The following is a 23,559-nucleotide window of genomic DNA, read 5'->3' on the forward strand; positions in this document are numbered from 1 at the left end:
CTCAGAGGTTCTATGGATAAGCTGCGGTCAAGACTGTTGGGACTACCTCGACGCCATAAACGGCTGATCCAGGTAGCGACTGATGTCATTCTGGTCTGGTTCGCGCTGTGGCTGGCGTTTGTCGTGCGCCTGGGCATCGATGACCTGGCCAACCCAGTCCGTGACCACACCTGGCTGTTCATCACAGCACCGATCATCTCGATCCCGCTGTTCATCCGCTTCGGCCTGTACCGGGCGGTGATGCGCTATTTCGGCAATGACGCACTGATCGCCATCATCAAGGCGGTGACCCTGTCGGCGCTGATCCTCGGTTTCATCATCTACTGGGCCAGCAACCACCAGAACGTGGTGCCGCGCTCGATCACCTTCAACTACTGGTGGTTGAGCCTGATCATGGTCGGCGGCCTGCGCCTGGCCATGCGCCAGTACTTCCTCGGTGACTGGTTTGCCACCGCCGTGCAGCACGTGCCCTTTACCAACCGCGACGACGGCCTGCCACGGGTGGCCATCTACGGCGCCGGTTCGGCCGGTAACCAGCTGGTGGCGGCGCTGCGCATGGGCAAGGCCATGCGCCCGGTCTCCTTCATCGACGACGATGCCAGCATTACCGACCGGGTGATCGCCGGCCTGCAGGTGTACCAGCCGGAACAGCTGCAACGCATGATTGACGATACCGGCGCTGAAGAAATTCTGCTGGCGTTGCCCTCGGTCAGCCGCAGCCGCCGCCGTGAAATCCTCAACCTGCTGGAAGGCTACCCGCTGCACGTGCGCAGTGTGCCCGGCTTCATGGACCTGGCCAGCGGCCGGGTCAAGGTGGACGACATCCAGGAAGTGGACATTGCCGACCTGCTGGGCCGCGACGCGGTGCCGGCGCAAGGCGACCTGCTGCAGCACTGCATCATCGACCAGACGGTGATGGTGACCGGTGCCGGCGGCTCGATCGGCTCCGAACTGTGCCGCCAGATCCTCGGGCAGACGCCGCGCACCCTGCTGTTGTTCGAGCACAGCGAATTCAACCTGTACACCATTGCCGGCGAACTGGAGCAGCGCATTATCCGCGAAGGCCTGGCCGTGCAGTTGATCCCCATCCTCGGTTCGGTACGCGACCAGGCCAAGATGCTCGATGTGATGCGCGCCTGGCAGGTGGATACCGTGTACCACGCCGCAGCCTACAAGCACGTGCCGATTGTCGAGCACAATATTGCCGAAGGCCTGTCGAACAATGTGTTCGGCACCCTGTACACCGCCCAGGCGGCGCTGCAGGCCGGCGTTGCCAACTTCGTGCTGATTTCCACCGACAAGGCCGTGCGCCCGACCAACGTGATGGGCAGTACCAAGCGCCTGGCCGAAATGGTGCTGCAGGCCCTTAGCCGCGAGGTGGCGCCGGTACTGATGGGGGAAACCGGCAACGTTTCGCAGGTGAACAAGACCCGCTTCACCATGGTGCGTTTCGGCAATGTGCTGGGCTCATCGGGCTCGGTCATTCCGCTGTTCCACAAGCAGATCAAGGCCGGTGGGCCGCTGACCGTGACCCATCCGAAAATCACCCGCTACTTCATGACCATCCCCGAGGCCGCGCAGCTGGTGATCCAGGCCGGCTCCATGGGGCAGGGCGGTGATGTGTTCGTGCTGGACATGGGCGAGCCGGTGAAGATAGTGGAGTTGGCGGAAAAGATGATTCACCTGTCCGGCTTCAGCATCCGCTCCGAGCGCAACCCGCTGGGCGACATTGCCATCAACTTCACCGGCCTGCGCCCGGGCGAGAAGTTGTACGAAGAGCTGCTGATCGGCGACAACGTGATTGCCACGCGCCACCCCATGATCATGAGCGCGCACGAGGACTACCTGCCCTGGGATGTGCTGAAACAGCGCCTTGACGCCCTGCGCGCGGCGACTGCGGAGGATGACTTTGCCACCGTGCGCCAGCTGCTGCGCGACACCGTCAGCGGTTACGTGCCAGGTGGGGAAATTGTCGATTGGCTGTACCAGCGCCGGCGCATGGAGCCCTGACGCTGCACCTATAAGAACGGGCGTTGCCGGCGGTGCAACGCCCACATGAACTTCAAACGTTGTGAAGTTTGAACGCGGGAATTGGGAAGAACTGAACGATGACTATTCTGGTAACTGGCGGTGCGGGCTTCATTGGCGCGAACTTCGTGTTGGACTGGCTGGCCGGCAATGACGAGCCCGTGGTCAACCTCGACAAACTCACCTACGCAGGCAACCTGCAGACCCTGAGCAGCCTACAGGGTGACGCGCGGCACATTTTCGTGCATGGCGACATTGGTGATTCCGCGCTGGTTGAACAGTTGCTGAAAACCCATCAGCCGCGCGCCATCGTCAACTTTGCCGCCGAGTCGCACGTCGACCGCTCGATCCACGGCCCGGAAGACTTCATCGAAACCAACATCGTCGGCACCTTCCGCCTGCTGGAAGCCGTACGCGCCTACTGGGGCGGCCTGGATGAACAGGCGCGCCAAGCGTTCCGCTTCCTGCATGTGTCCACCGACGAAGTGTACGGTTCTCTGGGCGCCGGCGACCCGGCCTTTACCGAGACCCACCAGTACCAACCCAACAGCCCGTACTCGGCCAGCAAGGCCGCCAGCGACCACCTGGTGCGCTCGTATCACCATACCTACGGCCTGCCGGTGCTGACCACCAACTGCTCGAACAACTACGGCCCGTACCACTTCCCGGAAAAGCTCATTCCGCTGATGATCGTCAACGCCTTGGCCGGCAAGCCGCTGCCGGTGTACGGCGACGGCCAGCAGATTCGCGACTGGCTATACGTCAAGGACCACTGCAGCGCTATCCGCCGCGTACTGGAAGCCGGCACCACTGGCGAGGTGTACAACGTCGGCGGCTGGAACGAAAAGCCCAACCTGGAAATCGTCAACCGCGTGTGCGCCCTGCTGGACGAACTGCGCCCCCGCGCCGACGGCAAGCCCTACGCCGAACAGATCACCTACGTGACCGACCGCCCCGGCCATGACCGCCGTTACGCCATCGACGCCCGCAAGCTCGAGCGCGAACTGGGCTGGAAGCCTGCCGAAACCTTCGAAACCGGCATTCGCAAAACCGTGGCCTGGTACCTCGACAACCAGGAGTGGGTGCAGAACGTACAGTCCGGCAGCTACCGTGACTGGGTCGAGAAAAATTACGCAGGGCGCTCGGCATGAAGATTCTGCTACTGGGCAAGGACGGCCAGGTAGGCTGGGAACTGCAACGCAGTCTGGCCCCGCTGGGCCAGGTGCTGGCGCTCAATTCCCGCAGCCAGGCACACTGCGGCGACCTGGCCAACCTGTCGGGCCTGGCCGAAACCGTACGCGCCTACGCTCCCGATGTCATCGTCAACGCCGCCGCCTACACCGCCGTGGACAAGGCGGAAAGCGACCGCGAGCAAGCCTTCAAGGTAAACGCCGAAGCCGTCGGCGTGCTGGCCCGTGCTGCCGCCGACTGCGGCGCACTGCTGGTGCATTACTCCACCGACTACGTGTTCCCGGGGCAGGGCACCCAGGCCTGGCGCGAAGACGATGCCGTCGGCCCGCTGAATGCCTATGGCGAAAGCAAGCTGGCCGGCGAACAGGCCATCCAGGCTGCCGGTTGCCAGCACCTGATCTTCCGCACCTGCTGGGTGTATGCCGCACGCGGCAACAACTTCGCCAGGACCATGCTGCGCCTGGCTGCGGAACGCGACAGCCTGGGTGTCATCGACGACCAGCACGGTGCCCCGACCGGTGCCGAACTGATCGCCGACATCACCGCCCACGCCATCACCGCCACCCGTCGCGAGCCGGCCCTGGCCGGCCTGTACCACCTGGCGGCGGCCGGCGAAACCACCTGGTGCGGCTACGCCCGTTACGTGCTGGAGCAGGCAGTGGCCCTGGGCGTGCCATTGAAAGCCCATGCCGAACAGGTCAACCCGTTGACCACCGATGCCTACCCGACCCCGGCCAAGCGGCCGGCCAACTCGCGCCTGGACACCCATAAACTGCAGAAAGCCTTTGCCCTGACCTTGCCAGACTGGCGCCTGGGTGTGGCTCGCATGCTTACGGAAATACACGAGAAATGACCACTATGAAGCGTAAAGGCATCATTCTGGCAGGCGGGTCGGGTACCCGCCTGCACCCCGCGACCCTGGCAATTTCCAAGCAACTGCTGCCGGTGTACGACAAACCGATGATCTATTACCCGCTGACCACCCTGATGCTGGCGGGTATCCAGGACATCCTGATCATCTCCACCCCGCAAGACACCCCGCGGTTCGAGCAACTGCTGGGCGACGGCCACCAGTGGGGCATCAATATCAACTACGCCGTGCAGGCCTCGCCAGACGGCCTGGCACAGGCCTTCCTGATTGGTGAAGCGTTCATCGGCAACGACCTGTCGGCGCTGGTGCTGGGCGACAACATCTATTACGGCCACGACTTCCAGCAATTGCTGCGTAATGCCATGGAGCGCGGCGAAGGCGCCAGCGTGTTCGCCTACCATGTGCACGACCCCGAGCGTTACGGCGTGGTGGAGTTCGACGCGCAGGGCAAGGCGATCAGCCTGGAAGAAAAGCCTGCCAAGCCGAAATCCAGCTATGCCGTGACCGGGTTGTACTTCTACGACAGGGACGTGGTCGAGATTGCCAAAGGCATCAAGCCGTCTGCGCGGGGCGAGTTGGAGATTACCGATTTGAACCGGGTCTACCTGGAGCAGAACCGCTTGTCGGTGGAGATCATGGGGCGCGGGTATGCCTGGCTGGATACCGGGACGCATGATTCGTTGCTGGAGGCTAGTGGGTATATCGCAACCATCGAACGGCGGCAGGGGTTGAAGGTGGCTTGCCCGGAAGAGGTGGCGTACAGGCAGGGGTGGATTGGGGCGGAGCAGTTGCTGAAGCTGGCTGAGCCGTTGGCCAAGAATGGGTATGGGCAGTATTTGAAGCGGTTGGTGGGGGATAGGGTTTATTGAGTTATATGTAGATGCCTGAGTATAGAAGCGCTCCGTTTATCGCTTCAAGTTAGTGATGGACAGAGCGCTTAAGAATGCAATGGGGACCGTCTAGGTCGGTTTTTAAAGTTGTGAACTGGCAGGCGTCTGTCAGAACAAAACCCCCTCTTGCGAGGGGGCGCTAAGCTTTATGACTGGTGTGTGCCAGCTACAGTGCTCATAATATTTGGCATTTTCTCGTACAACTTAAGCGATCCCGTTGTGCTCAGGTGCCCAGGGTCTCGATAGATCGGTACGCCATCGATGATCGTCTTGCACGAATTGGCATCGCAGAGCACGTCGGACAGGTAGATCACTCTGGCACCCAAAGTGGTCTCTGCGTACTTCATGAGGTTGAGCACGTTCTTGTGGGATCGCTCGAACAGCTTTCTGTCGAGCAGACATTTGTTGGACTGATTGAGCGATGGGTTGGCCATCTCGCCCTGAATGCAGCTCACAATGGTGTTGTTGAGTGGCGGTGGCGGAGCAATGATTACCACCTGCTTGCCCAGTGCCTTCAGCTTCTCAACGACCACTTGCATATCTTTCATGGCGCGCTCTGGGGTCGACTTCGCAATTTGCATTGCTCCTTTGGCGTCGAAGGAAATCGACTCATAGGAGTCCTGCATGTACTGTCCATACGAGCCCGCCAGGATAACGGTCTTGATCGTCGGGGTTTCGCTGATGAATTTGAAGGCGCTGTCGTTAAAACCGACACATTGGCGTGCCTGCTCTTCGAAGTTGCTCCGTTTGGTGTTCGGCGCTGTGTTCAGGAAGGGTGCGCATGAACTGCGGGTGGCCTGGCGGATGTCGATTTTCTGTGATTGAGCCATCCCTGGGATGTTGTGCATCGCGTAGGAGTCCCCCCACACGATGATCTTCGGGTCTTGCGAGGTCCGGCACTTCTCGGTGTCTTTATAGATGTTGGCGCCACAGGAACGGTCAAGGCCGTAGTTTGGAGCGAACAACTTCTCGATCTTTTCAGCCGATTGGACCTTCAGGAACGCGTGCGAGAGGCCGAACAGTGCCAGGGTCAGGGCAGGGAACACGACCAACGAAGGCTTGAAGCCGTACTGCATCTTCCGGAACGGCTCTTCCACCAGGTGGTACAGCGCGAGGGCCGACGCCAACGATGCGGCCAGCAGGGTCGCTTTCACCGTCATGCTTTCAGTACTGATGGTGGCGTTTGCGATCGCGATAATTGGCCAGTGGACCAGGTACAGCGAGTAGGAAATATCGCCGGCCTTCTTGATGGGAAGTGTCCACGTTTGGCCGTTGAGTTGTCGGTGGTTCGCCAGCAGGACGATGGCCGTTGCAAAGCACACCACCACGGCGTCCAGGCCAGGATGCGACAGGCCAGAGTTAACGAACGGTGAAACCAGCAGTACGGCGAAGGCAGGAATAGCCAGCTTTGATGTGACGCTCTTGACGACGGTGCTGTGCACGAGCATCGACGCGATGCTACCAATCAGAAGTTCCCAGGCGCGGGTGGGGAGAAGATAAAATGCAGCCGACTGATTGCTCGCTGACAGGTACAAGCAGCCAACGAAGCTGACAATGGCAAGCGCTATCAGAAGCTTGCGCCAGTGCTTGGCTGGGGTGAAGGCCAAGAGCGCAGGGACGAAGAAGTAGAACTGCTCTTCAACCGCGAGCGACCACATATGCAGTAATGGTTTGGTCGCCGACTCAAGGTCGAAGTAGCCGGCTTGGCTCATCAGTACAAAGTTAGTGGAAAAGGTGAGTGCGCCGATAATCTGCTGTTTTAGAGATTCTATCTGCATGGGTGGCAGGAAGAACTTCGCAGCGATGATGGTCGCAAAAATTGTTACGAAAGAAGCGGGCAGCAAACGCTTTGCTCGCCGAAGATAGAACTGCTTGAAGGAAAAGCTGTCGCGTTCAAGTCCCTTTGAAACGATCGATGTAATCAAGAATCCAGAAATTACAAAGAATATGTCGACCCCTAGATATCCATATTGGAAGCCAGGAATAGCCAAGTGTTCAAGAACGACGAATAAGACAGCAAGCCCGCGTAAGACCTGAATATCAACCCTGATTGTAGACATCTCATTCCCGATTTGGATTTTTGCGAAAGGTGCAAATTATATCCATAACCCATGCCATTACCAAGCCGGATGCGGGGCATTTTTAAAATGCTAGCTAAGGCGGAGTCGCCGTAAATCTAAATATTAGGCTGAATCTGCTTGCCTTCTTCGATGGTTTGGCTGTGCTTCTTGACCTATGCACACATAGCACAGTGCACGGGCTATGCCCGCCAGCCATTACAACCTCGGTTGCAACGCGAGGCGTAGTGGTCAGCACAGCCAGTTGCCACGTAGCTGTGTCAGGTGGCCAGCCGATGTAATGCTTGTTGCTACGCATTGATCAACGCGTAGTCGAAACGGCACGCCTACAGGATCTGGGGACCGCTAAGACGCGCTCACACCTAGGTGGGGATTTGGTGTTTTGAACACCATACCGAGGCTTGTACCTCCGCGTCCCTTGGGAGATCGCGGTTGCGGTGCTGCTCGCCTGAAATCCTGTTAGGCAGAATTTTTGGCGAATTGATCGGGGGCGGTTGCCTATGTCAAGGCTTAAGCCGACCAAATACCGTGATATGATCGGCCTGACTCTTGGCTATTATTCAGGGCGTTCTAGATCTTTTGCGATGCATTGAGCGGAGACTTTTTCTTCTTTTGGATCTTGATAGAAAGCCACAACGGTTACTTCCCCTGAAGTCTCGGGAATCGGGAAGCGTGCGGACTGTGAAGTTTCATACCAGCGTGCAGCATGTCGATTGCCGTCAATGAGTAGGTAAAATGCAAATTTGCCACTTTCGTGTATTTTTCCATCAACGACAAGTGAGCAGTGCGCGAAGACATCGCTCTTGGTTTTGTAAGCGGCAACAATGACCTTAGCACCGTCGGAAACGAGTGGCGAAGCGTTTGCCAATGACTCTTTGCTTGTCGGTTTTGTGTGGTTGTCGGGGGCTGTTTCTGTGCTCAGTAAAGCCAAAGCTTCTTTATAATAGCGCTCGCTATAATGGAAGGGGGATATACCCCAGCGGTGCGTTTCGTCCGCAGTCAAAATATCGGGTGAGAACTGCAGGAACTGGTGTTTTCCGAGCTTTTTCTCGAGCTCATTGTACATCCAATCTAGTTCTTGGTTGGCTTTCTCGGTGGCTGCAAGGGTTACCGGGAACTCTGTATCACTCGAGTGTTCAAACTGGCTAGCCCAGTAGACTTTATTGATGACTACGGAGTTTAGCTTGCCATGCGATTCCAACAGGTCCAGGAATTTTTGCATTCCTTGAAGCCATAGTTCACGACGCTCTTTCGAAGCGTGCTTGATCAGTCGGTATCCACTGACGGAACTGTCCGCCAGCAAACCACTCTCGGCAAGTTCGCTTGAGTTAGTGATAATATGCCCCGTTGGTAGGGCGACCAAATCGAATCTTTCATCGATCAGATCTATCAATATCACATCGGCACTGCTTAGGTTTTCCGTCTCAGTGAGTATTTGCTTGGAAAAATCGTACGCAACCATGCGTCGCCGAAACGCTGAAGGTATGCGATTGAGCGCTTCTTCATTTTCGTAAGGGCCGCTACACAGCGAGGCCATTGAGGAGCGTGCGAAGTAAGCCGTTAACTTAAAGTTCCGGTTTTCCTCTAGGTTGAATATATCTCTAGATACACAGCTACCGTAAATCATTAAGTTCTTGAGCACAGTTTACTTCAGCCTTCTATACTTTTGATTTATATAAGTGGGTATGCATCCCGCTCCGCCAGGCCGCTCCTTGGATCCAGTCACCAAGCGTCCCGGCTGCAAAGGAAGCCTTGGGTGCTAGGTGTAACTGAAGAACCATTATCCATAGACGGATTCAGGAATGCAACGTGCGGATTTCTTGGCCCCTTCGTTCAGGGATTACCATGAATATGCGCCGAAATGGATCCAATAAGAATCGCTAGATATATGAACTTTTTTGGCTTGAAGGTGTCGCTGAGCGATCATGTGCGCAGGACCATTGCAAGACAGGGTGTGCTCAAAATGAGAGGCGTTTTGTGATCTTCGTCACATAAATGGAGCTTGGGCAAGCTCCGCGCCTGCACACCTTGCTTAGGCGGAATGAAAGGGCTTAAGCGGAAGTTTCAGTATTGCAGCTATCGAGAGACTCATGGCAGGCGCTAATGCGCTACAGTCAATGCTACGCTTTCTTTAACGGGCTATAGAATTCGAGGGCAGCCTTTCTTCCCGTCAGGTAGGTATCCCCCTCGCAGTCTTTGATGGATGTTATATAGAACTCCTCAAAGATTTTGGCGGTTGCCTTCAGTGCTTCGTCGTCGGTCGCTTCGGCAATCTGTTTTGCCAAGTGCACTGCTCTCGTTTGGCCATAATCTGGAAGTGCTACGGCTTCAATGGAATAGGAGAAATACTTGTTTTCAAATATCTGCTTCCTCAAGTTCTTCGACATCGTAAGTAAAGATTGCTCGATGGTTTTGTCGACAAAGCTCAGGCTTGTAAGCTTACGGTATTTCATGAGTGCAATGATTGCGCCTATGTGGCCATTGTAGACACGAAAACGCATGTTTCCATTTTCCTGCATTTCGGTGCCAAGTCTTTTCAGGTACTCAATTTCGTTTTCTTGAGGCGTGAAAACATATTCATAAAGCCAAAGATCGCCTTGTGAGTCCTCTTCCGATAGTTTAATTGTTATATCTTTGGATGTGATTGTACGGATTAGTCTGAAGGCCTTGCTTAGGTACTTTTCATCTTTGGTTGTCTCGTAAAGTCGCATGTATCCATACGCTGTATAGGCGTTCATGAAGGCGCCATAGAAAGGTTTCTTCATTGTTGCCCAGTACATGGGGAATGCAAAATCATTTCTTATGTAGGCATGATCCTCTATTGTTTCGGTATAGATGCTAGCCGCCAGATCAAGATAATCGATTTGATCGCGCATGGCCTTTGATAAGCCGTGTTTCCTAGATGAAGCATCTAGCGCGCATGCATTGATGGCGAAAGCGAATGGATTGAATGGCTGGTGGTAGTCGGTGACGTATTTTTCCGGCCATGACCTGAATAGATCAAGATGATGCTTGGGCTGCCAGTCGGTTCTGTTTGGGCCGGTGCTCATCGCCCTGTCGAACCAGTCGTTTGTCAATGCTTCGTAATGAATCTTCATGGGTCTCTATCCTTCACCCAATGTGTAACGGCCAGTGAAATTCTGGTGTCCTTACATATCCGCGATGTAGGTTCGGGTCGTAGTGTTATCCGGTCTGCGGAAACGTCAGGTGGCTGGAAAAATATACCCCCACAACGAAACTGTTCGTGGTGGGAGTATCAAGATTGCAAGGTGGTCCAGAATCGCTCAGAGGATGCTGGTTATTGCTGTTTTTCTTGCCAGTAAATGCTGACTACGGCTGGATTCTTGTCATTAATCAGAACGCCAATGGTTGGCGAGTTTTTCTTGACGTAATGAACCTTCAGCGTTGTCGACGCTACGTTTGTCTGTTCGGAAACAGCATAACCCAAGGTGCGGAAGTGCTCGTCAAATTTTGCTTTTGTAGCATCTTGTGCGAGCGTGTACTGAACCTCATAGCTCTTGAATGTACCGTTTTCAATAGGTTTGCTGGTGTTCTTGGTGATGCTGCCCTCAAGGGTCAGTTTCTCGCCCGAGGGGAGTTGAATATCAACGCCTTTTTCCTCATTGCAGCCGCCCAAAGCGAGCAGGCAGGACAAAACGGCAACGCAGGTGATTTTTTTCATTTTGAACTGTAAACCTAGGGTTGTTAGTGTTGAGACGTAATTTCGGATTTTACCAAGCTTGGCAGCGGGTTGCTATTCCGTTTGCTTGAACTCCGCATGCTTGGGTGAGGTTTTGAGCAAGTCGAAGGCCATCCTCCTTTTGATAGCTTTTCGTGAATATTTTTGTATAAACTCATTTCGAGCAGTCTGGCGAAATTCCAGGCTTCTGAAGGATCTTATTGCGCCCTCAATATCGCATGGATTGAAAACGGCTGCATTCTGAATTCGGTTGCTGGCAAAACGGCCTGGGTAGCCCGATAGGCCGGCTAGTATCGGTTTCTCAGTGGCTGCGTACTCGAACAGCTTTGATGGCAGCACGCGACGGAAAGCCTTCATGTCATTCAGGTGCAAAAACAGAACATCAGCTTCACGATAGAGTTTAAGTAGGGCATCACGCTTCATTGGCGGAGTCAGGTAAACGTTGCTCACCTTTTCACTTTCAAGCGCTTTTTTAAGCCGGTCAGCAGCACCACCAGATCCAATGATGTGGAATTCCACTTCCTTTTCCAAGCGTTTGGCCAGTTGCGGCACAATCAGATGTAAACCTTGGCCTGCACCTATGTTCCCTGCATATACAATTTTTAGTTTGCGTGGTAGTGCAGGGAGGCTTTGCACTGCAACTGTTGCCGGGAGTGGCGTCAGGAACAGCTCATCGATTCCGTTCGTATAGAAGGTAAAGGCTTTTTCCGGATAGCGCTTTTTAAAATATGAGGTGAATCCTGGTGAAATAAGATTCACTTTGGCGGCTTGCCGGATGGTGGTAGCCTCTACCGATGAAAAGATTGCAGACGTTATTCTTCCAAGTGCCGGAGGCAGCACCCCTTGCAAGGTATCGACAAAAATGTCCCTGATGTCCAAGTATAGCTTGGTCCCAGTTCTTTTGGAGATATAGGCCCCTAGGGAAGCGGTCATCAGGCGTGACGAGGTGGCGAAGATCAAATCGTATTGCTTGTTTCTGGCTGCCTTGCACACTTGCATGGCAAAACTACCGAAAGAAAAAGCCTGGTCAACAAAACCACTTTTGTGTGAAGGCACGGCAAGACGCCGTACAGTGAGATTGGAAAACCGCTCATAGCTGGGCGCGGTGGCCTTGAAGGTATGATACCGATTGGGCTGGGTGGTGATGACATCGATTTCCACGTGGTCGCTGACATTATCCAGAAGCGCGTTTACCAGAGCTTCCGCACGGAAAGACCCTGCCGACAAGTCCGGTGGGTAGTAAAAGCTCAAAAAGAGAATGCGAGTTTTCACGGTCGGTTACCTGGCTTGAGCCGGGGCAAACAACACCCGTTCATATAGATCGACTAGGCTCTTTTCCTGTGCTTCCCAGTTCAGATTCCGTGCGGTATTTCTCGCATTGTGGGCAAAGCGTTCGCGAAGCTCGCGATCGCCAAGCAACTTCACAATGGTGTTGCTTAACGCCTGCTCGTCATTTCCTGGCACCAGCAAGCCGATTTCGTTGGCTCTGACAATTTTGCGGATCTCTGGAAAATCAGTGGCCACCACCGGCAACCCGGCGATCACATACTCGAAGAGTTTGTTTGAATCCGTCGTGTAATGATTGAGGCATGTGTTCTCGATTGGCTGTACACCAATGTCGGCGGATGCTGTATAGGCCGGCAATTCTGCCAATGCCACTGTCGGGATGAAGTGGACTTTATGTTGAATATTCAATTCATGTGCCAATGCCATGAGCGGCTGAGCCAGCCTGCCCCCGCCTATCAACACGAAGAAGCAATCAGGCACATGCTGTGCGCAGCGGATCAGCTTTTCCAGGCCGCGTCCTTGTTGCAAGCCGCCCTGGTACACCACGATCGGCCATGGCTCAAGCAGTCCCAGTTCATCCCTGATCTTGTTGGAGCGCGGGCTCTCGACAAGTCTTGGACGGTTTTGCAGTACCAGTGGGCGCTCCACGCCATAGGCTCTGGCGAAGTATTTGGCGCGTGCGTCGGTGGTGGTGATGGTGCCATTGGCAGCCGGCATCAGCCGCTTCTCGACGAACCCCACCACTTTTCTCAAGCTCTTGTAACCTTCGCGGCTGGTACTTATTTCATGTGCGTCATATACCAGCTTGGCTCGCGACAGTTTTGCAGCCAACCAGGCAGTTGGCAGGGTATTTACATCATGTGAATGAACCACCGGAGCCCGGTACTCAAGCATCTTGACCAGCAGGGCAAAGTGGGTCCAGCCGCGCGCGATGGCTCTGAATACCAGCGTCTTAAGGCTGGGTTTGATTGAGGTGGGTTTGGCCGCTTCGACAGCTGCCTTGGTGGTAGCCGGTACATTTTTCTTTCGCAGTTTCCACAGGGGAGACCGGGCTACCCGCACGACTTCAATGCCATCCTGCAGTACAGTGTGCTCCTGGGTAACGCCTGGCGTATGCAGCGCAAACACCCTCACCTTGTAGCCTGCACGTTGCAGCGTTTGCGCTTCCTTCATTACGCGCGCGTCATTCAGGAACTCATTCCAGACGATCATCGAAACTTTTGTCATTGCGTCGCCACCTCTGCAGTTGCAGGTGTATCAAAAATTTCAATGCAATTAACGATGTCGGGTGTCAATGCAAGGGCCGCCGAATAGTCTTTTCGCACGATATGTCTTTCCAACATGTACATCAGTGCGGCCAACCACACTTTATGAGGGTCGATCGACGCCAGTGCCTGGCGTTGATCTGCACTACGCAGTGTTTCAAACAGTGCGTCCTTCTGGGCAACAGGCCAGCTGCAGCCAATGGCTTCGATTCGCCAATTGCTCCAGTGGCTGAGCACAAAGCCGGAAGCAGGCGAAGCCAGAAGCGTGTTGTTGGTGATGTCCAGCGGCACGATCTGGCGGGGAAGCGTGGCGAGATAGCCGTTAATGGCAGGCAAGTTGTCGATGATATTATCTACGTTAGTTGTATCATCCTCGTTGATGCAAGCCAGGCGCAACGCGTTGATTGTCGTTTCATCCAGACGCTGCTCAAGGTACAGGCGTGTGCGCGTGAACTGCGCGATCAGCGCTGCGGAGGGCTCGAGCAGCAGCAGTTTTTGTGCAATCGCCAGAATGCCTTCGCCAATCTTCCGGCCGCCGATCAGCTTTTCAGCGCCGTCAAACTTGTAGACATGGCAATCAATGTCGCTCACTCGGTAGTGACCAACAAATGGCAGGTCTGGCAGGCCAGGTTGCGTAGTCAGCAGCGTGCGTTCCTGCAAGGCGGAAGACGAAATGTTGCTGCCAAACACCTTGACCAGCAGTGTACCGGTGTCGTCCTGCTGTTCCAGTTGCAGGGTGAACGCGTAAATATCGGCAAAGCCGACCTGGTGCCAATGCATCTTGTAGCCGTCGGCTGCTTCCAGGCCTAGTTTATCAAGCAGTGCCTTGACCCACCTTTCCCTGTTCTCGGCATCCAGAATGTATTCCAGGCCGTTACTTTGTGGTCGAAGCTCGATAAGAGGCTGGGATTGATAGAACAATGCGTTGACTTGTCGATGCTGAATACGCAGGCCGATCACGTCCAGGATCATGCTGGACAGCCTCTGCAGCCCTTGGCGCATAATCAGCACGGCAATCACTGCATTGAAAATCTTGCTGTGCTGGTAGTACAGGAAGTCGGTAACCAGGAAGAAAAAGCTCAGGAGAAAGCCGGTTGCGGCCAGGGCGTTGAGAATCGGGCCGTAATGATGATGAAAGCTCTCGCGGACTCTTCTAACGTGGTTGTAGGCCAGGACGCTAACGCTGCTGGCAATGACCAGGTAAACAAGAATCGCCAGCAGCAAGCTTGGGTACACATACAATAATGCCAGCGCGCTCAGGCTGAAGAAAGCTGCGCCGGCCATGGCACGATTGAAGCGTGAGTAAGCATTGGTGGCAATTTTGTCCTGGTTTTCGAACAGGTTCAGCTTCGAAGTGCGTGCTAGAAGTTTTCGCGTACCGTTGCGGCAAAGCAGTGCGCTGGCCAGTTCTGATAACAGGTAGGCGATGTAGCAAAGCGCTGCCGCTGCGGTTAGTGAATAGATCAGATGATCTTTTTCGAGCGTATGCAAAATGGACGGGAAATAGGCGGGTGTTTTTTCCGAGCCCAGCAGAATGATGACTTTGAGTGGCAGGAAAAACGCCAGGAGAAGAAATATCTGGCTCGCTAACGTGCTGATCTGTACCAGAAGCGTAATAATGGGTACAACCCGGACGAATTTTACGCCCAGGGAAATGCACCAGCCGACAGTTGCTTTGATCTGCTGTTGGAGTTTCATATCAAACCGCAAGCGTAAGCGCAAATTTCGTGCTTGTGTCCATTACTTTTCCTGCCAATAAATGCTGGCGAGAGTTTCGTAATCGTCGTCCTTGTTTCGTGTGGTAAAGATTGCGCCAATCGGAGGTACAGCCTTTTTGTAATACTGTACCTTGAACTGATTGGCGTCGTTGACGATGATCTTGCGGGTATAGCCATTGGCTTTCAGCACCGCGTAGACATCATTTTCGGCAATTTTATCCACGCCGGAGTAAACGAATTCATGCATGCTTAGGAAGCCCGCATTGTTGGGTTTCCTGTGCGATTTCTGATGCGTCCCTCTGAGTAGCACGTACGTGGAGTCACTCAGATGCAGGGCATTGGCAGACTTTGCATCTGCCATTACATCCGCTGCAGGTGGTTGTTCGCAACCGGTCAGCATTGTCAGCAGCGCGATAATGAAAACGTATGGCTTCATGGTGTGGTCACTTCAATTGATGATCCGTGCCAGCAATTGCCTGGCAACGGTGCTGTAGTAGGTGCCATGGTAGTAGTAGGGGCAGAATGCCCACTTGTGCTCGTTTTTCGAGACGTATTGCACCATCTTCGCTAAGGCTTGTTTGGCAATGGTTCTGTAATACGAACTGTCATAGTGATAGGGGCAATAGGCCCAACGCGGGGCGCCACCAGCTATCAGCCCGGCATCCTTGCCACCAATTCGTTCTACCGGGACTGTCAAGTCTTCCAGGCTATCCAGCATCGGGTCGATGATTGCATTGTTCAGATCGATCAGGCCCTGGAACGTGCTGCCAGCGAAGCTGGCAACGGCCTCTTTGCTCTTGTACTGGCTCGCCCAGTTGGCCTGATGCACAAAAATGTTCGGGCACAGGCTGGCCACGCGATCCAGGAACATGGGCAGGGCCCAGGCGCGCAGTTGCTTTGCCTGTTCACTCCAAGGGGCTTGCACGGTGTATTCGATACCGCATTTAGCCAGCGTCTTGAGCATCAACGGGCTGGCCGTCACGATCGAGGTGCCAAATGTGGCAATGCCAATGCTTTCGTCAAAAAAATCCACAATGACGATGTCGGGGCGAGATTGTTCGAGTTGTTGCCAATGCTCTTTCGACGCATCCCACTCAACGTGCTTGGCCTCTGCGCCTTCTGCTTCAACGCTGAACCGTGCATCGAGACATGGCGGCGCCATGTACGAAATCACCGACGATTGAGACATGTAGAAACACACCTCAAAGCGCTCCAGCGTCTTTTTCTGGAACTTGAACAGATTATGGGAAGCGCTTGAGCCAAGAATTGCGACGCGTATCTTGCCTGACCCCGTTTTGACGGGGTTCGGCCGCGATGCCTTTTTTTCAAGCCTGGCCTTCTGTGACAAGAGGCTGTTCACCACCTCTGTATCGGGGCCGTCAATGTTCTTTTGCTCAGCCTTGAGCTGTTGGCGTACGTTGTTGAGTTTCTCCAGGTACTTGTGAGGCATGCCCAGCGGCGATTGCCTGAGTAGTTGGCTCAGGTAGTCGAGCCGTGGTTGTTGCAGGCCAAACCGTGCAAACAGGGCTGGGTCGAAACCTTTGACGCTTTCGGGGGTGCCAAGTATGCGCGCCCGAGCGCCAAAGAAGTAGGAATCGCTAAGTGGATGCTTGGTATAGAGGTACAGTGGCTCTTCACGTGTGAGGTGAATGTGCTCGGCAGAGATCTGCTGCTGCTCCAGGGTGGTGACGACAAGATGATGCGCATACTGGGTAATCGCATGTGTCTTGGGGCCACTGGTTTTGTCGACCATCGTCAGCGCCAGAGCCAGCGTGTCGTAATCCACTGGGCGATAGCATTGGTCCGAAGGCAGAAATTCCAGTCCATTCTTCAGCGAGATCAATAACACCTCCGAGATATTGTGCTCGGAGGTGGCCTCGGACTGAATCAGGTCGATGACGCTTTCATGGATACAGTCATCGTCGTCAATGCGTGACGTGACCAGTGTCGCCGCATTGACCCCCTTGAGCAGAAGCATGACTTCGCGGCTGACCATGCTGTAGTCGCTGACCTGAAGCGTGCGGGCATTCAGGTCAGTGTTGCGCAGTAACTGCTCAAGGCGCGTGCGGTGCAGGACCGGTAATGCTTCATCAATGAAGATGATCCACTCGAAGCCTTGATTACTTTGGTTGGCCAAGGATGGGAGAACGGTGTTGGCAAAGATCTCCAGCCTGTACGACAGCCACAGTTCATCCTTGATGCCGATACCAAAATTGGTGAAAACAAAGTGCTTCAAAGCGGATTTCAACATATCTTCAATGGTTCTGAATCACGGCGATTTCCCGCTCTGCCATCTTGTGGCTGGTGCTCTGCCCGCGAACTCGATTGGCCGCAGCCTTGGATTTTTCCACGAAGGTATCGCCATTGAGGTACATCTCCTCAATCGCTTGAGCCAGTTGCTCGTAGTTTTCTGGTTCGACCACGTAGCCGGAGGTGTGGTCGACGAACTCGGGAACGGCGGCTACAGCCGTAGTGACCGGCACCAGGCCTGACGACATGGCTTCGTCGCGGGATACCCCTTGGGTATCCATACGGCTCGGGCAAAGGAAGATGCCATAGTCCTTGTGCGTATCTGCAATTTCCGTGTGATTGAGGAAGCCCTGCTGGATCTTTACGTTGCTGAAGTTGCGCAGCGGTTTCAGGGTTTCGTCAAACAGTGGGCCGTCACCGATCAGGCAGAACTCCATGTCGTTGAACCAGGATTTGCCCGCCAGGCTCTGGATCGCTTTCACGGTCAGGTCGTTGGCATAGGTCTTCGAGGTATATGGACGAATGGACAGCACTTTCTTGCGCTGCTCGACCGACTTTTCGCGATAGTCGAACAAGTCGGTGTTGATCGGGTTGTGAATGATTTCGAACTGGCCTTCCGGTAGGCGGAATCCAAGGTCTTCCATCACTTCTTCCGCGAAGTAGCGCGATACGAACACCAGTTTCAGGTTCGGGTGCATCGGCTGCAGCAGTTCGCGCCAGAACGTCATGCGTTTTTCGCTGGCGAGCTTGCCCAGGCGCAGTTGCTCATCAGTGGTGAAGTTGAACTCACGACGCCACCAAGGCTGGATATCTGAACCATGTACCCAGACAGTGATGCGCGTGCTATTCAGGAACGGACGCAGTGCGTTCCACATCTGCTCGTCGAGGAAGTGCACGAGGATCGACTTGTAGCGATTTTTCTCGAGCATTTTTGTCAAGGTCGAAGTGCAGCCGGTAACCACGTCGACGTTCTGGAATTCGTGGTAGCTGACCGTTTCGTTCGGTCGCAGCCGGAATACGTCTACGTTGACCCCACGCTCTTGGTATGCCGTGACCCGGGTGTGTACGAACTTGTTGCGGTACAGGTCAGAATAGGTCGGGTAGTGGTTGGTCAGTAGCAAGTGCTCACCGCGGCCCATCATTTCAGATGGCTGCAGGTTGCGGTGGCCCAAGACCAGTGCCTTCAGTTCGGCACTGCCTGCAGCATAGGCGCGCAGACCGAAGCGAATGTAGACGGCTTCCGGTGGAATGTCGGCAGTCTGGTTGCGATTGGCATACTGCATCACATGGCTGATACGCTGCTTGTCGGCATCCAGGAACAGCACGACCAGCTGCAGGTTCAGGCCAGGAGTGCAGTCAACGAACAGCTTGAGGCGGCCATCTTCGCAGCCCAGTTCATCCACACGGACTTCCTGTTGGGCATAGATATATTCATGCTTGCCATCGGCCAGCTTGGAGTGCACGCGCCAGGTATCGCCGTCGACGACCAGGTCAACGAATTTGTTGCGAACGACGCCAAACATCTCGGCCAAACCGCGTCCCGTGATCTCCGGTGCGTCGTGGCTGATCTGCAGCGGGGCAATGGACTCCGCACGCGCCTGCAACTGGTCGATGGTCATGCCGAGGTTCAGCTCGAGGTCGTCGACCTTGGCGCTAATGGTTTCATGCTGTGCAGCGCCGTTCTCGCAATAGTTGAACGGGTCGATGGCTAGGCCCTGGGCATGGGTGTACTGTAGCGACGGCAGGTTCTTCAGCCAATTGCGCAGCGGTTGTCCGGCAACGATTTCGGTAGCAACCAGCGAACGGCGGGCGCTCAGGGTCTGGGTCGGGCGATAGGCCTGTTCGTTCCACTGCAGTTCGGCATTGTGGCCCTTGCAGGTGAAGTGGGCCGCTTTACCGACTAGCTGGGCGCGGCTGTAGCGGGTAGCCAGCGCCAGGTCGAGCAGATAGTTCGGGCCGTAGTAGTCGCCAGGCACAAAGGCGGCGACCCAAGGTGTATTGCCAACCAGTTCGCCCAGCGAGGTCTTTTTCAGCTGTGCCGGCTTGAGCACCAGGATGCGCGGGTCATCACTGACGATGCTGCTCTGGTAGGCATCGCTGATGATGACCATGCGTACCTGGCTGTAGGTCTGACGGTTCAGATGGGCGCGCAGCATGTCGAACTGTTCGCGGTCCTGGGCTTCACCGATCACTACGATTTCCGGCAGGCGCTGGGCCCTCGCGGTACCGGTGACCTTGCTCATCACGTATTCCAGGCGCTGGGTGTAGGTGTGCTCCTGCATCACTTTGCGCAGGGCTGCCAGCCGCAGCTTGTCACTGTTCAGTGGGTCTTCGGCCAACAATTGCAGGCGGCGCAGCATTTCCTCGCCGTTGTCGGTGGTAACGACCAGATCGCCGAACAGCAGGCGTACACCGCGCGAGAAGTTGCTCACGGTCAGGGTGTTGCAGCCGAGCAATTCGAAGACGCGACGGGCAAACATCGATTGCGATTGCTTGATCGAGTTCAGGTTGATCGCATAGCGGTAGCCCTTGTAGGCCGTGTCGATCTTCTCGAAGGGCAGGGTACCGACGATATAGGGCTGGTATTCCTCGGGGAACTGGTAGTTCGCATCGTTCTTGCCGAAGTTGCGGTCGAAGATTTCCAGCGGGCGGAACTTTGGCAGCTCGCAGACGAAGTTGCCCAAGTCGCGGGTACGTTCGGGGTAACGAACGTAGTAAGCGCCGGCAAAGCAGAAGGCGTCCTTGCGTTCGTACAGCTCGACCGGGTTGTGCAGCGCAGGCTGGCAGGCGAACGGCAGCAAGTAGACGCGGTCGTGACCGAGTGCTCCTTTATAGCGGTGAATACAGTCGATATCGGTGGTGAACACGTGGTCGAACTGTTTGGCGGTGGTCAGGAAGGTCTCGAAGTGAACCGGGTCTTCCTTGTTCCAGAACACGGTTGGTACCTTGTTCTGACGGCACCAGGCCAGAATGTCCTGCAGCTCCTGGCCGTTGTGGCCGACTTTGCTGCCCCATAGGTCATCCTTACCGCGCCAGGCGGACTCGATGAACAGCAATTCCGGGCCAAAGCCTTCGATTTCCGCTTTCCAGTTGGTTGGGGTGAGCGGCATCAGGTCACATTCGTAACGATAGGAGCCGAAGGTGAACTCATCCATCACGCACGCCACTTTCAGGCGGCTGACAGGCTGGTCCGCCTGACGCAGCAGGGTAGTGCGGCTCTGCTCGCTGGTCGGCAGGGCCGCTGGCAGCTTCAGGTAGTTTTCATCTTGTACCGGTGCCGGCGGCAGCAGCGCCTTGCGCGGTTCGTTGGCCAGCAGCTTCTGCTCGTTTTGCTGGCGTTGCTGGCTGGCTTTGCGATACAGGCGTAGCAGGCGGATTGGCAGCTTGACCAAGCCGCCCAGCGAGGTCGCGCTGTTCTTGATCTGGTAGCCGAGCTGATAGGTCATGCTTGCGCGGGTTTTCACCAGGCGCTGCTCTGCTAGGTGGCGCTGGGTGTTAGCGCGCTCCAGATTTTCATTGAGCTCGTCGATCTTGCGCTGCTGAGCGGTACTGCGTTCAAGCAATTGATTGAGGCTGGCCTTCAATTGCGGGATTTGTTCGCCGGTCAGGGCGCGGTACTTCATGTTTGCCGCACCAAGGCCAGCCTTGGACGAGTTGAGTTCGGTTTCAAGTTGCTCGCGCAGACCTTGCCACTCTTCATTGGTGGCACTGAGGCTGGCTTCAGCTGCCTGACGGCTGGCCCTTTCAAGCATCAGCTGTTCTTCGAGCATTTCTTTGGCCAGGTTGAGCGACGCAATGGTCTCTGCCATGGCCACCCGCGCTTCCTCAGATTCAGTGGTGGCAGGTGTCAGCTTAAGCAGTTGGTCTTCCAGCTGGGTACGTTGTTCAAGCAAGGTTTTGATGGAGTTTGCCTGGGCGGTATGCTCACGCTGGCTTTGGGCTTGAGCGTCATTCATCAGCTGCAACTGAACTTCCAGTTCAGTCTGCCGGCCTTGCAGTGCAATGACCGTTTCGGCATGAGCTGCATTAGCCTGCTGGCTTTGAAATTGCAGTTCGTTCATGGCTTGCCGCTGCTTGCTCAGCTCTGCCTTCAGTTCAGCTTGACGTGCTTTCAACAGGGCAATGGTCTCTGCCTGAGCAGCGTCGGCCCGTTGGGTTTGGGCCTGCAATTCGTTCATATACTCCAACTCGCTTTCAAGTTCGGCTTCCAGTTCCGCTTGGCGCATGCGCAGCGTGGTGATCGTGTTGTCTTTCTCAGCAATATCCTGCTTGCTTTGGGATTGCAGACGGGTCGTTGCATCAATCTGGTTTTGCAATTCAGCACCCATCGTCGCCAACTGTTCGTGCAATCCTGCGATGGTTTCAAGGTGGGCAGTGTTGGCTTGGTCAGCCTGGGTCTGAAGCTCGCTCATTGCTTGCAAATGGCGTTCAAGGTCGGATTCCAGCGCCGTTTTCTGGGCTTGCAACTCAGCAATAGTCTGCAGATGTGTTGCCTCTGCGCGTTGAGCCTGAGCCTGATAGTCGCTCATTGCCTGCGCCTGGTTTACCAGCTCGGCTTGCAATGCCGCCTGTTGGGTGTGTAGCGCAGTGATCGCTTCAATATGCTCTGCGTTTTTCTGTTGTGCATCGAGCAGTAATTCAGCCGCTTGTCGCTGCTGGCTTTCCTGTTCGGCTTGCAAAGCCACCTGCTGGGCACGTAACGCAGTGATTGTGTCGATATGCTCTGCGTTTTTCTGTTGTGCATCGAGCAGTAGTTCAGCCGCTTGTTGCTGCTGGCTTTCCTGTTCGGCTTGCAAAGCCACCTGTTGGGTACGTAACGCAGTGATTGTCTCTAGATGCTCTGCGTTCTTCTGCTGAGCATCGAGCAGTAGTTCAGCCGCCTGTTGCTGCTGGCTTTCCTGTTCGGCTAGCAGTGCCGCCTGTTGGGCGCGTAACGCGGTGATCGCGTCGATATGCTCTGCGTTTTTCTGTTGTTCATCGAGCAGTAGTTCAGCTGCTTGTTGCTGCTGGCTTTCCTGTTCGGCTTTCAATGCTGCCTGATAGGCGCGCAGGTCGGTGATGGTGGCGATATGGCTATCGATGATTTCCTTCGCCTGAGACAACTGGTCGGCTACAGCCTTGCACTGCTCTTCCTGCGCCCGTTGCTTCTCTGCAGAGCCACGCAGCTCGGCAGTTGCCTCAGTCAATTGCTTTTGAGTTTTGGCGTACTGATTCTGCAACTCGTCGAGTTGCAGCTTCGCGTCAGCCAGGCTTTGTGCGCGAGCTTCCTCAACCGCCACTAACTGCTGTTCAAGTTGGCCATACTGCTCAGTCGCAACACGATACTTTTTGTTGGCTTCCACCAGTCGCTGCGTGGTCTCTTCAAGCTCCCGGACACGCTGTGCCTTGGCTTCGAGGATCTCCCGGTTGGATTTTTGCAGCGTTGCGATGTCTGCTTCGCGCGTTTGCAATTGTTTGAAAAGCGCTTCGGCTTTTTGCACTTCTGGCTTCAGCAGAGTGATTTGCTCAGTAGCACCGCGATACTTTTTATTCGCCTCTTCCAGACGCTTGCCGATTGCCGCGAGATTCTCGCGCAAAGTGCGCTCGATGGATTCGAACGCCTTTTCCAGCTCTCGAACACGATCAATGGTCAGCGAGTCGATGGCACCTGGCTTGTGCGTGTCGCTCTTCACTGCAACGATGCCCAGCCATTTGCCGAGCATCTTCACATCAATGATCTGCAAGTGCTCGGCCAGCAGCCGGAACGGTTCCATCAGGTAGAACGTGTGTTTGTGGTCAATGAAGTCGTTGACCCCGAACGGCACGGTGATCACCAGCCGGCCACCCTGCTTGAGCAGGTCGTGGGCCTTTTCTACGAACAACTCCGGGCGTACCAGGTGTTCGAGCACTTCGCTGATGACAATGGTGTCCGGTTCAACCTCGAGCGTGTCCAGCGCGAGGAAGTCTGAATTGATATACGTGACGTTCTGCTGGATGTGTGCAGGCTCGGCGGACAGGTAGCCTTTGGCCTCTTCAATGGCCTGCGGACTGGTGTCCACGCCAGTGACCTGGCAGCCTTCACGTGCCAGCAGCAGGGGCACGATGCCCTGCGAGCAGCCAACATCCAGGATCCGGCGCCCTTTGACCTGGGCGCAGATCCAGTGGATGCGGGACTGCGTTTCGCGCATGAACTGATCCCCCAGCTTGCCGTAATAGGCTTCCATCACGCGGTCATGAATATCGGCCAAAGGTGACGGCAGCTCTGTGTTCACGGTAGGTTTCTCAAGCGTGGGGTTGTTCAT

14 protein-coding genes are annotated in these 23,559 nt (G+C 55.2%); 4 read left to right on the forward strand and 10 right to left on the reverse strand.

The genetic code is table 11. From position 1 onward, the window contains the following. Positions 1-12 precede the first annotated feature (12 nt). The 4 genes from FQ664_RS09300 to rfbA all read left to right on the forward strand — a co-directional run bounded on the left by FQ664_RS09300 (position 13) and on the right by rfbA (position 4,959). Positions 13-2,010 carry a polysaccharide biosynthesis protein gene (locus tag FQ664_RS09300; RefSeq protein WP_144171671.1) on the forward strand — a complete coding sequence of 666 codons (1,998 nt, stop codon included), beginning with the start codon at positions 13-15 and terminating at the stop codon, positions 2,008-2,010. Positions 2,011-2,108: 98 nt separating this feature from the next. Next, positions 2,109-3,179 (forward strand): dTDP-glucose 4,6-dehydratase, encoded by a 1,071-nt coding sequence (gene rfbB, locus FQ664_RS09305; protein ID WP_144171672.1) that lies wholly within the window; start codon positions 2,109-2,111, stop codon positions 3,177-3,179. Further along, positions 3,176-4,072, forward strand: a complete 897-nt coding sequence (gene rfbD, locus FQ664_RS09310; RefSeq protein WP_144171673.1) for a dTDP-4-dehydrorhamnose reductase — start codon at positions 3,176-3,178, stop codon at positions 4,070-4,072. The genes rfbB and rfbD overlap by 4 nt, the downstream gene beginning before the upstream one ends. Positions 4,073-4,077: 5 nt before the next feature. Beyond that, a complete protein-coding gene (gene rfbA / locus FQ664_RS09315) occupies positions 4,078-4,959 on the forward strand; it encodes a glucose-1-phosphate thymidylyltransferase RfbA (protein ID WP_144171785.1) in 882 nt (293 codons plus the stop codon). A gap of 167 nt (positions 4,960-5,126) precedes the next feature. Here the strand turns inward: rfbA and FQ664_RS09320 are convergent, their stop codons facing one another. The 10 genes from FQ664_RS09320 to FQ664_RS09365 all read right to left on the reverse strand — a co-directional run bounded on the left by FQ664_RS09320 (position 5,127) and on the right by FQ664_RS09365 (position 23,559). Continuing rightward, positions 5,127-7,040, reverse strand: coding sequence for an acyltransferase family protein (locus FQ664_RS09320; protein WP_144171674.1), 1,914 nt, complete (start codon positions 7,038-7,040; stop codon positions 5,127-5,129). 574 nt (positions 7,041-7,614) lie between these two features. Continuing rightward, a complete protein-coding gene (locus tag FQ664_RS09325; protein ID WP_144171675.1) occupies positions 7,615-8,700 on the reverse strand; it encodes a DUF6270 domain-containing protein in 1,086 nt (361 codons plus the stop codon). 478 nt (positions 8,701-9,178) lie between these two features. After that, positions 9,179-10,156, reverse strand: coding sequence for a D-glucuronyl C5-epimerase family protein (locus FQ664_RS09330; protein ID WP_144171676.1), 978 nt, complete (start codon positions 10,154-10,156; stop codon positions 9,179-9,181). Positions 10,157-10,356: 200 nt separating this feature from the next. Continuing rightward, on the reverse strand, positions 10,357-10,740 hold the full coding sequence (locus FQ664_RS09335; RefSeq protein ID WP_144171677.1) for a hypothetical protein: 384 nt from the start codon (positions 10,738-10,740) through the stop codon (positions 10,357-10,359). Positions 10,741-10,812: 72 nt separating this feature from the next. Then, positions 10,813-12,030: a glycosyltransferase family 4 protein gene (locus FQ664_RS09340; RefSeq protein ID WP_144171678.1), complete on the reverse strand. Its 1,218-nt coding sequence runs from the start codon at positions 12,028-12,030 to the stop codon at positions 10,813-10,815. Between the two features lie 6 nt (positions 12,031-12,036). Continuing rightward, a complete protein-coding gene (locus tag FQ664_RS09345) occupies positions 12,037-13,272 on the reverse strand; it encodes a glycosyltransferase family 4 protein (protein WP_144171679.1) in 1,236 nt (411 codons plus the stop codon). Continuing rightward, positions 13,269-15,008, reverse strand: coding sequence for a hypothetical protein (locus FQ664_RS09350; protein ID WP_144171680.1), 1,740 nt, complete (start codon positions 15,006-15,008; stop codon positions 13,269-13,271). The genes FQ664_RS09345 and FQ664_RS09350 overlap by 4 nt, the downstream gene beginning before the upstream one ends. Positions 15,009-15,050: 42 nt before the next feature. Next, positions 15,051-15,464, reverse strand: coding sequence for a hypothetical protein (locus tag FQ664_RS09355; RefSeq protein WP_144171681.1), 414 nt, complete (start codon positions 15,462-15,464; stop codon positions 15,051-15,053). Positions 15,465-15,476: 12 nt separating this feature from the next. Beyond that, complete coding sequence (locus FQ664_RS09360; protein WP_256675910.1) at positions 15,477-17,279, reverse strand: DUF6270 domain-containing protein; 1,803 nt, start codon at positions 17,277-17,279, stop codon at positions 15,477-15,479. 4 nt (positions 17,280-17,283) lie between these two features. Then, positions 17,284-23,559, reverse strand: a complete 6,276-nt coding sequence (locus FQ664_RS09365; protein WP_144171682.1) for a methyltransferase domain-containing protein — start codon at positions 23,557-23,559, stop codon at positions 17,284-17,286.

Origin of the sequence: Pseudomonas persica, from assembly GCF_900291015.1 — a bacterium.
GTDB lineage: Bacteria > Pseudomonadota > Gammaproteobacteria > Pseudomonadales > Pseudomonadaceae > Aquipseudomonas.

Bases quoted from the DNA above. Each gene is read 5' to 3' on its own strand.
- FQ664_RS09300 (WP_144171671.1), top strand. From the start codon at position 13: ATGGATAAGCTGCGGTCAAGACTGTTGGGACTACCTCGACGCCATAAA.
- rfbB (WP_144171672.1), top strand. From the start codon at position 2,109: ATGACTATTCTGGTAACTGGCGGTGCGGGCTTCATTGGCGCGAACTTC.
- rfbD (WP_144171673.1), top strand. From the start codon at position 3,176: ATGAAGATTCTGCTACTGGGCAAGGACGGCCAGGTAGGCTGGGAACTG.
- rfbA (WP_144171785.1), top strand. From the start codon at position 4,078: ATGAAGCGTAAAGGCATCATTCTGGCAGGCGGGTCGGGTACCCGCCTG.
- FQ664_RS09320 (WP_144171674.1), bottom strand. From the start codon at position 7,040: ATGTCTACAATCAGGGTTGATATTCAGGTCTTACGCGGGCTTGCTGTC.
- FQ664_RS09330 (WP_144171676.1), bottom strand. From the start codon at position 10,156: ATGAAGATTCATTACGAAGCATTGACAAACGACTGGTTCGACAGGGCG.
- FQ664_RS09335 (WP_144171677.1), bottom strand. From the start codon at position 10,740: ATGAAAAAAATCACCTGCGTTGCCGTTTTGTCCTGCCTGCTCGCTTTG.
- FQ664_RS09345 (WP_144171679.1), bottom strand. From the start codon at position 13,272: ATGACAAAAGTTTCGATGATCGTCTGGAATGAGTTCCTGAATGACGCG.
- FQ664_RS09350 (WP_144171680.1), bottom strand. From the start codon at position 15,008: ATGAAACTCCAACAGCAGATCAAAGCAACTGTCGGCTGGTGCATTTCC.
- FQ664_RS09355 (WP_144171681.1), bottom strand. From the start codon at position 15,464: ATGAAGCCATACGTTTTCATTATCGCGCTGCTGACAATGCTGACCGGT.
- FQ664_RS09360 (WP_256675910.1), bottom strand. From the start codon at position 17,279: ATGTTGAAATCCGCTTTGAAGCACTTTGTTTTCACCAATTTTGGTATC.
- FQ664_RS09365 (WP_144171682.1), bottom strand. From the start codon at position 23,559: ATGAACAACCCCACGCTTGAGAAACCTACCGTGAACACAGAGCTGCCG.